General features: G+C 69.1%; 12 protein-coding genes and 1 pseudogene. 8 read left to right on the top strand and 5 right to left on the bottom strand.

Annotated elements, in window-relative coordinates; all coding sequences use genetic code 11:
- Positions 1-19 precede the first annotated feature (19 nt).
- The 3 genes from STROP_RS12460 to htpG all read left to right on the top strand — a co-directional run bounded on the left by STROP_RS12460 (position 20) and on the right by htpG (position 3,665).
- Positions 20-280, top strand: a complete 261-nt coding sequence (locus STROP_RS12460; protein ID WP_012013703.1) for a hypothetical protein — start codon at positions 20-22, stop codon at positions 278-280.
- 86 nt (positions 281-366) lie between these two features.
- A complete protein-coding gene (locus tag STROP_RS12455) occupies positions 367-1,623 on the top strand; it encodes a D-alanyl-D-alanine carboxypeptidase family protein (protein ID WP_026274872.1) in 1,257 nt (418 codons plus the stop codon).
- Between the two features lie 131 nt (positions 1,624-1,754).
- Positions 1,755-3,665, top strand: coding sequence for a molecular chaperone HtpG (gene htpG / locus STROP_RS12450; RefSeq protein ID WP_012013701.1), 1,911 nt, complete (start codon positions 1,755-1,757; stop codon positions 3,663-3,665).
- A gap of 77 nt (positions 3,666-3,742) precedes the next feature.
- Here htpG and STROP_RS12445 read toward each other — a convergent pair whose 3' ends face one another.
- Positions 3,743-4,078, bottom strand: coding sequence for a hypothetical protein (locus STROP_RS12445; RefSeq protein WP_012013700.1), 336 nt, complete (start codon positions 4,076-4,078; stop codon positions 3,743-3,745).
- 120 nt (positions 4,079-4,198) lie between these two features.
- Between STROP_RS12445 and pdxY the strand changes: the two genes are divergently transcribed.
- Positions 4,199-5,050, top strand: a complete 852-nt coding sequence (gene pdxY, locus STROP_RS12440; RefSeq protein WP_012013699.1) for a pyridoxal kinase PdxY — start codon at positions 4,199-4,201, stop codon at positions 5,048-5,050.
- Between the two features lie 131 nt (positions 5,051-5,181).
- Positions 5,182-6,537: a nicotinate phosphoribosyltransferase gene (locus tag STROP_RS12435; RefSeq protein WP_012013698.1), complete on the top strand. Its 1,356-nt coding sequence runs from the start codon at positions 5,182-5,184 to the stop codon at positions 6,535-6,537.
- Positions 6,538-6,554: 17 nt separating this feature from the next.
- Here the strand turns inward: STROP_RS12435 and STROP_RS12430 are convergent, their stop codons facing one another.
- Positions 6,555-7,325, bottom strand: coding sequence for an FkbM family methyltransferase (locus STROP_RS12430; protein ID WP_012013697.1), 771 nt, complete (start codon positions 7,323-7,325; stop codon positions 6,555-6,557).
- 72 nt (positions 7,326-7,397) lie between these two features.
- Between STROP_RS12430 and STROP_RS12425 the strand changes: the two genes are divergently transcribed.
- A complete protein-coding gene (locus STROP_RS12425; RefSeq protein ID WP_012013696.1) occupies positions 7,398-8,018 on the top strand; it encodes an L-threonylcarbamoyladenylate synthase in 621 nt (206 codons plus the stop codon).
- A 372-nt stretch (positions 8,019-8,390) separates the two neighbouring features.
- The gene (locus STROP_RS12420; RefSeq protein WP_026274873.1) at positions 8,391-9,113 is read left to right on the top strand and encodes a GAP family protein; all 723 of its coding nucleotides are present in this window, start codon (positions 8,391-8,393) and stop codon (positions 9,111-9,113) included.
- Positions 9,114-9,155: 42 nt separating this feature from the next.
- Here STROP_RS12420 and STROP_RS12415 read toward each other — a convergent pair.
- Both STROP_RS12415 and STROP_RS12410 read right to left on the bottom strand, forming a co-directional pair.
- Positions 9,156-9,847, bottom strand: a pseudogene (locus STROP_RS12415) (DUF2306 domain-containing protein); the annotation flags it as partial.
- 296 nt (positions 9,848-10,143) lie between these two features.
- Positions 10,144-10,389, bottom strand: a complete 246-nt coding sequence (locus STROP_RS12410) for a hypothetical protein (RefSeq protein WP_413540548.1) — start codon at positions 10,387-10,389, stop codon at positions 10,144-10,146.
- 323 nt (positions 10,390-10,712) lie between these two features.
- Between STROP_RS12410 and STROP_RS12405 the strand changes: the two genes are divergently transcribed.
- Positions 10,713-11,342: a LysE family translocator gene (locus STROP_RS12405; RefSeq protein WP_230582341.1), complete on the top strand. Its 630-nt coding sequence runs from the start codon at positions 10,713-10,715 to the stop codon at positions 11,340-11,342.
- A gap of 254 nt (positions 11,343-11,596) precedes the next feature.
- Here the strand turns inward: STROP_RS12405 and STROP_RS12400 are convergent, their stop codons facing one another.
- A complete protein-coding gene (locus tag STROP_RS12400; protein ID WP_020678883.1) occupies positions 11,597-12,814 on the bottom strand; it encodes a D-alanyl-D-alanine carboxypeptidase family protein in 1,218 nt (405 codons plus the stop codon).
- Positions 12,815-13,011: the final 197 nt, after the last annotated feature.

The following is a 13,011-nucleotide window of genomic DNA, read 5'->3' as shown; positions in this document are numbered from 1 at the left end:
TCCTTGATGGACGCCCATAATGGATGCCATGGTCGCTTGGGAATACGCACTGTTGGTCCGCCGCTACCAAGGGCAGGGCCGAAACTTTCACGTCAGCTTCGTCTGGTACGGCCCGGACGGATCCCGTCGAGATGTCACCACCTACGGCGACACCGCGATCGCCCACCTCAACCGGGTCGGGCGCGAGGGGTGGGAGCTGGTTGCCGCGGCCGAGGACGTGAACAACGTCCAGGGCAGCACCGAGGTGCACCGCTATCACCTCAAGCGGCCGTTGGCCTGAGATCGGGCACGGGTGGTGCGCCCGCCCGATGACGGTTGTGGGTGCCCGTGCCCGGTTTGCTGATCTTTATGGTTAAGATCCCGGACGTGAGAAATCGGCTGCTGGCCGCTGCCTCGAGCGTCCTGCTGTTCCCTGTCGTGGTGCCCGCGTCGGTCGCCGTCGCCGCACCCACGCCGGCGGTGGTGCCGTGCCCGCAGGCCAGCGTGCCGGCGTCAGCACCGTCCCGGCCGCCCCGGCCCTCCCCGCCGCCGGCGGCGGCCGAGGATCAGATTGTCGGAGGGGCGGAACTGGCCACCCCCGGCCTGGCGGTCCCGGCCGGTGCCGCCGCGCCACCCGAGGTGACCGCGACCTCGTGGCTGGTCGCGGACCTCGACACCGGTCAGGTGCTGGGTTCGTGCGGCCCGCACGAGTACGCCACCCCGGCGAGCGTGCAGAAGCTGCTGCTGACCGCTGCCCTGCTGCCGGACCTTGACCCGCAGCAGGTGGTCACGGTGACGAAGGAGGATCTCGACATAGAGCCCGACTCGTCGGCGGTCGGACTGCTCGTCGGCGGGCAGTATCCGGTAGAGACGCTCTGGCTCGGCCTGCTGATGCAATCCGGCAACGACGCGGCGAATGTCCTCGCCCGCCTCGGCGGCGGTGCCGAGGGTCGGGCCGGTGGCGTCCGCGCGATGAACGAGTTTGCCGAGCATCTGGGCGCCCGGCAGACGCATGCGGTCACACCGTCCGGGCTGGACGGGCCGGGCCAGTTCACGAGTGCCTACGACCTCGCGCTGATCGCCCGTGCCTGCTTCGCCGAACCGGACTTCCAGCGGTACGCGCTGACCGAAACCCACCAGATTCCCGACCAGGAAGCACTCGGCAGAAAGGGCTTCCAGATCCAGAACGGGAACTCCCTCATCGACCGCTACCCGGGGGCTCTGGGTGGCAAGACCGGCTTCACCACGTTGGCCCGGCACACGTACGTCGGCGCGGCCGAGCGGGATGGCCGGCGTCTGGTCGTCACGTTGCTGGGTGCCGAGTCTCGGCCGTTGCGTGGCTGGGAGCAGGGCGCCGCTCTGCTCGACTGGGGCTTCGCGCTGTCTCGGGACGCGTCGGTCGGCCGACTCGTCGAGCCGGGTGAGCTGACCGCGTCGCCGTCCACCCTGCCGTCCGCCGCCGATGCCCGGCCCGCTGCCGATGCCCGGCCCGCGGCCGGCGATTCGCTTCCGGACGGGCTGACCGGCCCCGGGCCGCTGCTGGTCGCGGCCGTAGTCGGGGTGGGTGGGCTGGTGGTGCTGATCGTGCGCCTGACTCGTCGCGCCCGTCGTGGGCCGGGGCGGCGTCGTCGCGGGCGGTCCTGACCAGGCCCGATGGGTGTGCAGGACGTCGCTGCCCCGCCCCGCACAAGGGGCTCGTATCCTGTCGGGCAACACGTCGTCGGGGGGCGTCGCCGTCCGCCGACGATCCGGACATGCGGACGAAAGGACACGGCGTGAGTAGCGAGACGTTGGAGTTCCAGGCTGAGGCACGTCAGCTGCTTCAGCTGATGGTTCACTCGATCTACTCGAACAAGGATGTCTTCCTGCGCGAGTTAATCTCGAACGCCTCCGACGCGTTGGACAAGCTGCGTCTGGCGTCGCTGCGGGACAAGGACCTCGACGTCGACACTGCCGACCTGCACATCGCGATCGAGATCGACCCGGACGCACGGACCCTGACCGTGCGGGACAACGGGATCGGGATGTCCCGGGACGAGGTCGTCCAGGTGATCGGCACGATCGCCAAGTCCGGAACCGCCGAGCTGCTCCGCACATTGCGTGAGTCAGCCGACGCGGAGACGTCGCAGGAGCTGATCGGCCAGTTCGGCGTCGGCTTCTATGCGGCGTTCATGGTCGCCGACCGGGTTGTCCTGGTCACCCGCGAGGCGGGGGCGACCGACGGCACCCGCTGGGAGTCGAGCGGGGAGGGCACGTACACGATCGCCTCGGCCACTGACGCTCCGCAGGGAACGGCGGTCACGCTGCACCTCAAGCCGGCCGACTCCGAGGACAACCTGCACGACTACGCCACCGAGTGGACAGTCCGGCAGATCGTCAAGCGGTACTCCGACTTCATCGCCCACCCGATCCGGATGGCGGTGGAGCAGCCCGGCACCGACGGCGGTGAGTCGACCACCGAGGTGCAGACACTCAACTCGATGAAGGCACTCTGGGCGCGGTCCCGCGACGAGGTCGAACCGGCCGAGTACCACGAGTTCTACAAGCACGTCAGCCATGACTGGGCCGACCCGCTCGAGGTCGTGCACATGCGGGGGGAGGGCACCTTCGAGTACGAGGCGCTGCTCTTCCTGCCCACGCACGCACCGCTGGACCTCTTCTCCCCGCAGGGCCGCCGCGGTGTGCAGCTCTACGTCAAGCGCGTCTTCATCATGGATGACTGCGAGGCGCTGATGCCGGGATACCTGCGCTTCGTGAAGGGCGTGGTCGACGCACACGACCTGTCGCTCAACATCTCCCGCGAGCTACTCCAGCAGGACCGGCAGATTCAGGTGGTCCGCCGCCGCCTGGTCAAGAAGATCCTCGCCACCGTCAAGGAGCTCAAGGCCAACCAGCCGGAGAAGTACCGCACCTTCTGGACCGAGTTCGGCGCTGTCGTCAAGGAAGGGCTGATCGACGACACCGAGAACCGGGACTCTCTCCTGGAGATCCTCTCCGTCGCCTCCACCCATGATCCGGCCGAGCCGACCGACCTCGCCGACTACGTCACGCGGATGAAGGACGGCCAGACTGACATTTACTACGCCACCGGCGAGAACCGCAGCACCATCGAGAACTCGCCGCACATGGAGGCGTTCCGGGCCAAGGGCTTCGAGGTGCTGCTGCTCACCGACCCGGTCGACGAGGTGTGGGTGGAGCGGGTCGGCGAGTACGAGGGCAAGACGCTGCGTTCCGTCGCCAAGGGCCAGGTTGACCTGGACACCGAGGAGGAGCGCTCGGCGGCCGAGGCCGAACGGGAGCGCCAGCGCACCGAGTACGCCGACCTGCTCACCTGGCTGAGTAGTACTCTCGCCGACCAGGTTCGGGAGGTCCGCCTCTCCGCCCGGCTGACCACCTCACCGGCCTGCGTGGTGGGTGACGCGCACGACGTCACCCCGACGCTGGAAAAGATGTACCGCGCCATGGGTCACGAGGTGCCGCAGGTCAAGCGGATCCTCGAACTGAACCCGACGCATCCGCTGGTCAGTGGGTTGCGCAAGGCCCGGGAACAGGGTGTCACCGAGGAGTCGCTGAAAGAGACTGCCGAACTGCTGTACGGAATGGCGTTGCTCGCCGAGGGAGGCGAACTGGCCGACCCGTCCCACTTCACCCGGATCCTTGCCGAGCGTCTCGCTCGTACTCTCTGATCCGCTCGGGGGCGTCGGCATGGCCGGCGCCCCCGGTAGCGGTGATCGATGCGGCGGTGCCGCGCGACGGCCGATGCTCAGGCGGCGATGTCGCCGCGGCGCTGCGGCTCCGGCGCGGTGGCACGCGGCGGGTGTGTGTGGAATGCGCTCCACTCGTCCGTCCGCCCTTCCGGCCGGTCGGCAGGCCGCTGCCCGGGTGGTGTCTGGGCCACCCGCAGCGCGCGCTGGGCGGACTGCCAGGTCGTGCAGGGCCAGCCCTGGCCGGTGCAGAGCAGACTCACGCAGTCGGTGCCCGCGGCGTCCGGTTGGTGCGCGTCCGCCACGTTGAGGGCCAGCCCCCACAGCAGCGGATCGCTTACGTCGTCCGGACGGCTGATGCCGTGTGCGGGCCGGTTGTGGGTAGTGTCGGACATCTCGGGCCCCCCTTCTGAGCTGGTGCGATACTACCTCCCCCCGGCGACCAACCCGTCGAACGGGCACGTCAGGGCGGGGGTAGTGGGAACTGGCGTGACCGTAACCACGATGATGGTCGGGTGCGAATCCTGTCTATCCAGTCGTCGGTTGCCTATGGCCACGTCGGCAACTCGGCCGCCGTCTTTCCGCTGCAACGCCTCGGGCACGAGGTGTGGCCGGTGTTGACGGTCCACTTCTCCAACCACACCGGCTACGGCGCATGGCGTGGGCCACTGCTGGCACCCGCGGATGTCGCCGAGGTCATCGCCGGCATCGCCGACCGGGGAGTTCTCGCCCAAGCCGACGCGGTGCTCTCCGGGTACCAGGGCGACCCGGCGATGGGTGAGGTGATCATCGATGCGGTTCGCCGGGTGAAAGCCGTCAACCCCGCCGCCGTCTACTGCTGTGACCCGGTGATGGGGGACGTGGGCCGGGGGATGTTCGCTCGCCCCGGCATCCCGGAGTACCTGCGCGACGTGGTCGTACCGAACGCGGACATCATCACCCCGAACCAGTTCGAGCTGGAGTATCTCGCCGGCGGTCGGACGGAGACGCTGGCGGAGCTGCTCGGGGCGGTCGACAAGGTGCGGGCGACCGGACCACAGCACGTACTGGTCACCAGCGTGCTCCACCGGGACCTGCCCGAGGAGCAGCTTGAGCTGGTGGCCGTCTCCGAGGAGGGCGCCTGGGCGGTGACCACACCGATGCTGCCGATCAGCCCGAACGGTGGCGGTGACGTCACGGCCGCGCTCTACCTCGCACACCTGTGGACCACCGATTCACCCGCGACCGCGCTGGAGCGCACCAGCGCAAGCATCTTCCGGGTCTTCGAGGCCACGTTGGCGGCGGGTACCCGGGAGCTCCAGCTGGTCGCGGCCCAGGAGTCGATCGCGAGCCCACCGCCGGGCTTCACCGCCCGCCGACTGCGCTGATCCGGAGCTGCTCGACACGTCTGGCGGTGCATGTTCCGTTCCCGGCACATCCCGACACTGCTTCGACCAGAGTTGGTGGTGTCCGGACCGCCCAGCGCCGGACGGTCCGGACACCCCGTGGAGGAGGCGACATGACCGGTCTCCATACCGACCTCTACGAGCTTCGGATGGCCGCCAGCTACCTGCGGCACGACCTGAACGCATCGGCTACCTTCAGCCTCTTCTCCCGCCGGCTGCCGGACCGCCGCGGCTTCCTGGTGGCCGCCGGGCTCGACGAGGCGCTGACGTTTCTGGAGGCCTTCTCGTTTGCCGACGACGAGTTGGCGTACCTGCGTGATGTCCATGGATTCGACGAGAGGGCCCTGGCGGCGCTGGCCCCGCTACGGTTCACCGGAGACGTGCGAGCGGTGCCGGAGGGGCGGATCGTCTTCGCCGACGAGCCGTTACTCGAGGTCACGGCGCCGCTCGCCGAGGCGCAGCTGGTCGAGACCGGTCTACTGAACCTGATCACGTTTCAGACCACGATCGCCAGTAAGGCGGCCCGGTGTCGGCTCGCCGCCGGTGACGCTGAACTGATCGACTTCTCGTTCCGCCGTACCCATGGGCTGGCGGCCGGTGCCGGCGTGGCCCGGGCGTCCGCGGTCGTCGGGTTCGCCGCGACCAGTCACGTGGAGGCAGCCCGCCGGTACGGGCTGCGGCCGTCCGGCACGATGGCCCACTCGTACGTGGAGGCGTTCCCGGACGAGCGGGCCGCCTTCCGCGCCTTCGCCGGCGACTTCCCCGTCAATCCGATCTTCCTGGTGGACACCTACGACACGCCCGCCGGCGTACGGGCGGCCGTTGAGGTCCTCACGGAGCTGGGCTGGAGCGGCCCGGCGGGGGTCCGGCTGGACTCCGGCGACCTGGCCGCGCTGGCCCGGCAGACCCGTACGATCCTTGACACGGCGGGTCTGACCGAGGTCAAGATTCTGGCCAGCGGGGGCCTTGATGAGGAGGCCATCGCGGGGCTGGTCGCGGCCGGTGCGCCGATCGACGGGTACGGCGTCGGCACCAGGATGGGGGTCTCCTCGGACGCGCCGTCCCTGGACAGCGCGTACAAGCTGGTCAGCTACGGCGAACGGCCGGTGGTGAAGCTGTCACCGGGTAAGGTAACCCTGCCGGGTGCGAAGCAGGTCTTCCGGGATCCCACCGGCACCGACGGCGACCTCCTCGGGCTGCATACCGAAGCGTCGCCACCCGGTCGGGAGTCGCTGCTCGTACCGGTCATGCGCGCCGGACGGCGGCTCGACACCGCTACGGCGGCCGAGGCGGTACGGGCCGCGCGCGACCGCTTCGAAGCTGATCTTGCGTGGCTGCCCGAGCCGGCCCGACGGCTGACCGAACCGGTGCCGTCCGCCGTCACGGTCAGCTCCGAGCTGGCCGGGCTGCAGGAGAAGGTGACAGCAGCGGTCCGCTCGGGTGATGCAGCTCCCATCGCGCGTCGCTGAAAGCGGTCCGGTACGAGCTAGCGTCGGCAGTAGACATCGCCGGAGTTGGCGGAGTGCGGCAGGGCGTCGAGGAGCGTGGCCAGTGCGGTGGCGGTCAGCCAGGCCGGCTCGGCCAACGCCATGGCGTCACCGAGGGCCAGGTTGAAGCGGGTGAACCCGAGCGCGACGGCGCGGTCGAGCGCCCGCCGTGCCACCGCCCGCTCGACCGTGGTGAACTCGAACGACAACGCTGGCAGCGGGTGGCTCAATCCGGCGAGGACCGCATCCTCGAAGCCCTCCACATCGACTTTGGTGAAGGCAGGGACGCCGTGTTCGGCGATGAGGACGTCGAGGGTGGTGGCCGGAACGTTCAGCCGTGCGTCCCAGACCTGCCCCTGCCAGTTCTCCGCGCCGTCGGTGGCCTGGATGAAGTGCGGTGACGCGGTCGAGACGGTGGGGTTGGCCGTGTTGATGTGAAGCTTCAGAGCGCCGATCGCCGCGCCACACGCCGCTTCGACCACGGTGACCTGGTTGTCGTCGCCGTACAGGGCCCGGATGCTCCGGGCGCAGAGTGGTTGCGGCTCGACGGCGACTACCCGGGCGCCCAGCCGGCGGTAGCTGGCGGTGCGGTCACCGACGTGTGCACCGATGTCGAGGACGAGGTCGTCGGGGCGGACGAACTGGGCGTGGAAGCGGTCCATGGCGGTGGCTCGACCGGGGTCACCGTACGAGAGGTCGAGCGAGGGGCGCAGCGAGATGGCGGCGGGGTCGGCCCGGAGAGCATCGACCACCTCGGGGTTGACGGGCACGACCGGAACCCTAACGCCTGGCCGGCACCCGGCGACCTCGGCGGCCTACGTCCGGGCTACTAGGCTCGACCCATGGCGAGGTACTACGACGTGCACCCGGACAACCCCCAGCCCCGAATCCTGCGGCAGGTCGTCGGACTCGTCCGGGACGGTGGCCTCATCGCCTACCCCACCGATTCCTGCTGTGCGCTCGGCTGCCAGCTGGGCGACCGCCGCGGGCTGGACCGGATCCGTGACATTCGCCGGCTCGACGAGCGGCACCACTTCACGTTGGTCTGTCGGGACTTCGCGCAGCTGGGTCAGTTCGTGCAGATCAGCAACGCGGTGTTCCGGTTGGTCAAGTCCTGTATCCCGGGCAGCTACACCTTCATTCTGCCGGCTACCCGTGAGGTGCCGCGACGGATGTTGCATCCGCGGAAGCGCACCGTTGGGGTACGGGTGCCCGACCACGCCGTCGCCCAGGCGTTGCTGGCCGAGCTCGGTGAGCCGATGGTCTCCAGCACCCTGATCCTGCCCGGGGAGGAGGAGCCGTTGACCCAGGGGTGGGAGATCAAGGAACGGTTGGACCACGTGCTCGACGGCGTGGTGGACGCAGGCGACTGTGGCAAGGAGCCGACGACCGTGGTCGACCTGTCGGGCGATGAGCCAGAGGTGCTACGTCGTGGCGCGGGGGACCCGTCCCGCTTCGAGTAGCTGGGTTGCCGCACCGGTAACCATGATCGACTCAGGCTTGCCGGCAGCGCCCGCGACGCCGCGGTGTCAACGCGCCTGTTCACCGCCCCTGGACTCAACGGCCCTGAACTGGTTCACAACGGTAACAATTGTGCGGGGTGGTGGGACGAGTAGGTAGCTGTGTGGTCACAAATATCGGGCATGGGGCCTTTGTGGGGTGAGTTGAGTGCCGGGTTCGCCCGGGATCCTTTGTCTACTGAGGGGCTCCATGGCCTGCCACCGACTGTGCTTTCGTCGTCTTTCTGACTCATTCTGATCGCACGCAGGTGATCGCGTATCAAGGTGACGGTTTCTCCCTACCATTGCACCCGTGACTCGGAGGGGGAGCGCACCGTGGACCTGGCCCTGATCGGATCGCTCGTCGTCCTGGCCCTGGTGGACAGCACCAGCTTCGGAACGCTGCTGATCCCGATCTGGATGATGCTGGCGCCGGGTCGGCTGCGCCCGACCCGGTTGTTGGTCTTCCTCGCCACGGTCGCCGCCTTCTATCTCGTGCTCGGTGTGGCGTTGCTCGTCGGTGCGGCGGCGCTGCTCGACGAGGTGCGTCCCGTGCTGGAGAGTAGGCCGTTCCGGGTGGCGCAACTCGTGGTGGGGGTCGGCCTGCTCGGCTTCGCCCTGGTCATCGGTTGGAAGCGACCGTCGGGTGACACCCAGCCGGGCCGCCTGCTGCGTTGGCGTGAGCGGGCGATGACCGGGCGCCAGTCCATCTCGGCGTTGATCGGGCTGGCCCTGGCCGCCGTGACGTTGGAGGCGACCACGATGCTTCCCTACCTGGCGGCTATCGGGCTGCTCGGCGCGTCCGCGCTGACACTACCCGCGAGCGTCACCGTGCTCGCTGGCTACTGCGTGGTCATGGTGCTGCCCGCACTGGGGTTGCTGGCGGCGCGCCTGGTCGCGGCCGGACTGGCGCAGCCGGTGCTCGAGGCGGTGAACCGGTGGATGGTCCGTAACGCGGCCGAGGCCACCGGCTGGATCGTGGGCATCCTCGGCTTTCTCTGCGCGCACGACGCCGCCACCCACCTGGAGCTCTTCGAAGCGTTGTCGAGGGCGACCTAAGCCCCGCTCCGCCTGCCATGTGCGTCGACCCACTCGCCGCCACCTGTCCGTGATCCTTGACCGCTCCTGCTGGCCGTCAGCCGTGACGATTCGGTGTCTCGCGTTCGTGGCGATCGGCCGCCAGCGGCCCGGCGTGGCTGGGCCGGTCTCCTGCGGAGCGCCCACTCCACCACGGCAATGTTGATCAACCAGCCGGCGAGCATCAGCAGCGCCCGGGGGTTTCCGGTCGATTCGCCGGTCAGCAGAATCCAGGGCGCGTTGGTCAGGGCCTGGGTGCCCGCCCCGAGGCCGATCGCGTAGGCGCGCGCCATCCAGGCGCGGTGACGATTGGTCTTCCGCTGGCGGATGCTGGTGAAGCCGAGGATGAGACAGCCGACCATGGCGGCTCCGGCGACGAGTCGGATGCCGGTGAGGAGTTCGTTGTCCTGGGCCGGGCGGTCATAGAAGGTCGTCATCCACAGGCCGGACAGTGCCGAGGCGAGCCCGAGAGGGAGAAGTAGGCGCCCGGCCGTGCGGTGCCAGTCGAGTCTGCGGCGGCGGAAGCCCCGGGCGAACTGGAGCGCGCCGAACAGACAGTAGAGGGCGGAGCTGACGATGTGGACCAGCACGGGCGCTGGTGAGGCGAAGAATCGGGCGTTGTCTGGTGTGACTGCTGCATCACTGGTCAGTTCGGTGACTCGGAACGTACCGGCGATCACTGGGATGGCACTGAGCGCGATCAGTCCGGCCGGCACGAGCCACTCTCGCTTGGGTGGTGAAGGCACAACTGCCCCTGTTCGTTGTGGAGTTTGTGATCCGCCTGGCGGGGACAGACCCATGTGTACGGCGTACACCTTGACCCCGAAAGGTACGGTGTACGCCGTACACTGTCAAGCGGGCTGGGTGGTACCGCTGGCTCCGGTGGTGGCAGCGTGACGGTTCGTGGGCGAGGTCCTGGCCGGATCGAGGTGTACCGACCGGGTGGCGGCGGCCGGCCCCGTACCTGTCCCGTCCTGATCCGGGCCGACAAGACATCCCACGCAATTTGGTGTCAAGCTGCGGTGGGTAGCTGTTGTGGTTGGGGTGGGGTGAAGGCGGTTGTCTCCCGGTAGAGCTGTCGGGTTTGCAGGCAGTGGTGAAAGCAGCCAAGGAGCCGGTTGGACAGGTGGCGCAGGGCGGCGGTGTGGCTGTCGCCGGTGGTTCGTCGGCGTTGGTAGTGAGCGTGGGCGCCGGGGGAGGCGGTGAGGGCGGAGAAGGCCCAGAGATGGCTGGCGTGGGCGAGGCGTTGTTTTTTCACTCGTCGGTGCATGCCGGTCCTGCCAGGACCCGCCGTGTCGGATCGGTCTTGTCGAAGCGCTCACCGCGCGGGCTACAACGCGAGATCTCCGAACGAGCCCCGGGCAAGACCAGCCCTTGCATGCTCATTAGGCCTACACCAGCCCCGACAACGGGCGGATACGCCCGCCGCGGAAAGATCCGGATCTGTGCGGTACGGCTGTGAGGTTGAACGGATGCCGCCCGGGTTCGGGTCTGGCCCGCGTTACGACCCCCTGGAACGCCCGTGGTAGTGTCGCCGCCCTGAATGTGCACGAGCGGGGGCGTTGCGTGGTAACAGTCGGCATGTTGCTCGGGATCGGGTTGGTGGCGTTGGGGCTGGTGCTCACGCCGGGGCCGAACATGGTCTACCTGGTTTCTCGGTCGGCTACTCAAGGCCGGCGAGCCGGGCTGGTGTCTTTGCTGGGGATCGCCGTCGGGTTCCTGGCCTATCTGGTCGCCGCCGTAGCCGGGATCGCCACGCTGTTCGCGCTCGTGCCGCCGCTCTATACGGCGGTAAAGCTGGCTGGAGCGGCGTACCTGGGCTGGTTAGCCTGGCAGACGTTGCGTCCCGGGGGCCGGTCGGTATTCACTCCGGCGCCGCTACCGCCGGACGGCACGCGGCGCCTGTTCGTCATGGGGCTGACGACCAGCCTGCTCAATCCGAAGGTCGCGATTCTGTACGGTTCGCTTCTGCCGCAGTTCGTCGATCCGGCACGGGGGCATGTGGCGGTGCAGAGCCTGCTACTCGGCCTCACCCAGATCCTGGTCTCCCTCATCGTCAACGCGTTGATCGTGCTCACCGCCGGTTCGTTGTCGACGTTCCTGGTTCGCAGGCCGGGCTGGATGCGGATGCAGCGGTACGTGATGGGTACCGCATTGGCCGGCCTGGCGATACGGATCGCGGCCGACCGATCCCGGGCGGCCACCGCCTGAGCCACAACGGCACGCGTGCCGGTAGGTCAGTCGGCGTAGCGGGTGGTGGACCGACACCCCCCCGACCCGACTCCATCGGCAGAACGGGCCGCAGCCCTGCCCACTGAGCGTCGGTGAGATCGTGCTGCCGCCACCCGGGGCGTCACCGCCACGCCGGACCTACCTCATCTCCGGGAAGCCCTCACGACACACCGGCCCGGCGTACGGCATTCCCGATGCGGTCCCCGGGTGGATGTGCGCGCGGGGGGAGCCGCTCAGCCTGCCACGCGCCGACTCGCTCGCCGCCATCCGGCGAGCACACCAACCAGGATGATCCCCAGGGCGGCCACAGTGCCGACCGTGACCGGCAACAGTGACCCGGGTTCTCCGCCGGTTCCGCCCTCGTCGCCGGTAGCGGCGACGAGCTTGTCCTTGTTTTCGTCCTTCTTCCCCTGGTCTGGGGTTACCAGGTGGCCGACCGCTTCGTCGGGGGCGAGGGCGAAACCCCAGTTCAGCAATGCCGTCGCCTCACCCAGGCTGCCCAGGGGCGCGTTCTCCGCACCGAGCAGCGTCACCGCGAGCGTACGGCCGTCGCGTTCGGCCACGCCGACGTAGGTCTGTCGGGCCAGGTCGGTGAAGCCTGTCTTGCCACCGAGCATCCCCGGGTAGCTGCCCAGCAGGGTGTTGTCACCGGTGAGGGCGAGCGCAGAGCGACCCGGTGTGGATGGCAGACTCGCCGTACGGGTGGCGATGTACCGGCGGAAGTCGTCCCGTTCGAAGGCGGCCCGTGCGATCAGCGCCAAATCGTAGGCGCTGGTGTACTGGCCGGCACCATCCAGACCGGACGGCGTCACCGCGTGGGTCTGGCTGGCCCGGAGCCGGCCTGCCTCGTCGTTCATCACCTGCACCCCGCCCGGTCGGCCGGCGCCGCCGCCACCGAGCCGGGCCAGTACGTTGGCGGCGTCGTTACCGGACTCCAGGAGCAGTCCCAGCCACAGCTCCTCAACCGTGTACCGACCGCCCTCGACCACCCCCATCAGCGAACTCGCCGGGTCGAGGTCGTGCAGGTCATCGCGGGTCACCTCGACGACCGTCGTCGGGTCGAGCCGGGGCAGCAGGGCCACGGCGAGCAGGAGCTTCTGCACACTCGCGGGGGTGCGGTGCTCGTGTGGCCCGCAGCCCCCCAGGACCTGGCCACTGCCGAGGTCGGCGACGATCCAGGAGGTTGCGGTGACCGCCGGTGCTGACGGGGTTCCAGCCGGCGTGACCAGCCCGGTGGTGGCCAGCGCGGCACCACCGACGGCCGCTTCGGCGGGCTCGACCGGAGGTGGCGAGGGCGTGCCGACCGGCCGGGTCGGCACCTCCACAGTGGGGCACGGCTGTGCCCCGGTGCCAGCCGTCCGGCTTCGGGCCGCGACCGGTGCGGCGGGCGACACGACGACGGCACCTACTGCCACGACGATGGCTGGCGCGGCGATTCGACGGATAGTCACATGAGGCACGGTAGTGGGGCGGCGACCGGACCCGCGGCGGTTGGGAGAAGCGCGGCGTATCGGCGCCGGGGGGAACAGTGTGCGCTGGGCACCCGCCTGTTCGGCATTCACGTCGGGCGTGCCCTTCATCCACTCCGCGAGCGTCAGGCAACGTTTCGACCGGAACCGGACCTGTTGCCCGTCCGATTTTGGTCCGT

The organism is Salinispora tropica CNB-440 (assembly GCF_000016425.1).
Taxonomy (GTDB): domain Bacteria; phylum Actinomycetota; class Actinomycetes; order Mycobacteriales; family Micromonosporaceae; genus Micromonospora; species Micromonospora tropica.
The sequence above is the reverse complement of the archived record's forward strand: the minus strand, read 5'-3'. Positions and strand labels throughout refer to the sequence as shown.

Excerpts from the sequence above, each read along its gene's own strand:
- STROP_RS12460 (WP_012013703.1), top strand. The coding sequence starts at position 20 with ATGGATGCCATGGTCGCTTGGGAATACGCACTGTTGGTCCGCCGCTAC.
- STROP_RS12445 (WP_012013700.1), bottom strand. The coding sequence starts at position 4,078 with ATGTCCGACACTACCCACAACCGGCCCGCACACGGCATCAGCCGTCCG.
- STROP_RS12435 (WP_012013698.1), top strand. The coding sequence starts at position 5,182 with ATGACCGGTCTCCATACCGACCTCTACGAGCTTCGGATGGCCGCCAGC.
- STROP_RS12425 (WP_012013696.1), top strand. The coding sequence starts at position 7,398 with ATGGCGAGGTACTACGACGTGCACCCGGACAACCCCCAGCCCCGAATC.
- STROP_RS12405 (WP_230582341.1), top strand. The coding sequence starts at position 10,713 with ATGTTGCTCGGGATCGGGTTGGTGGCGTTGGGGCTGGTGCTCACGCCG.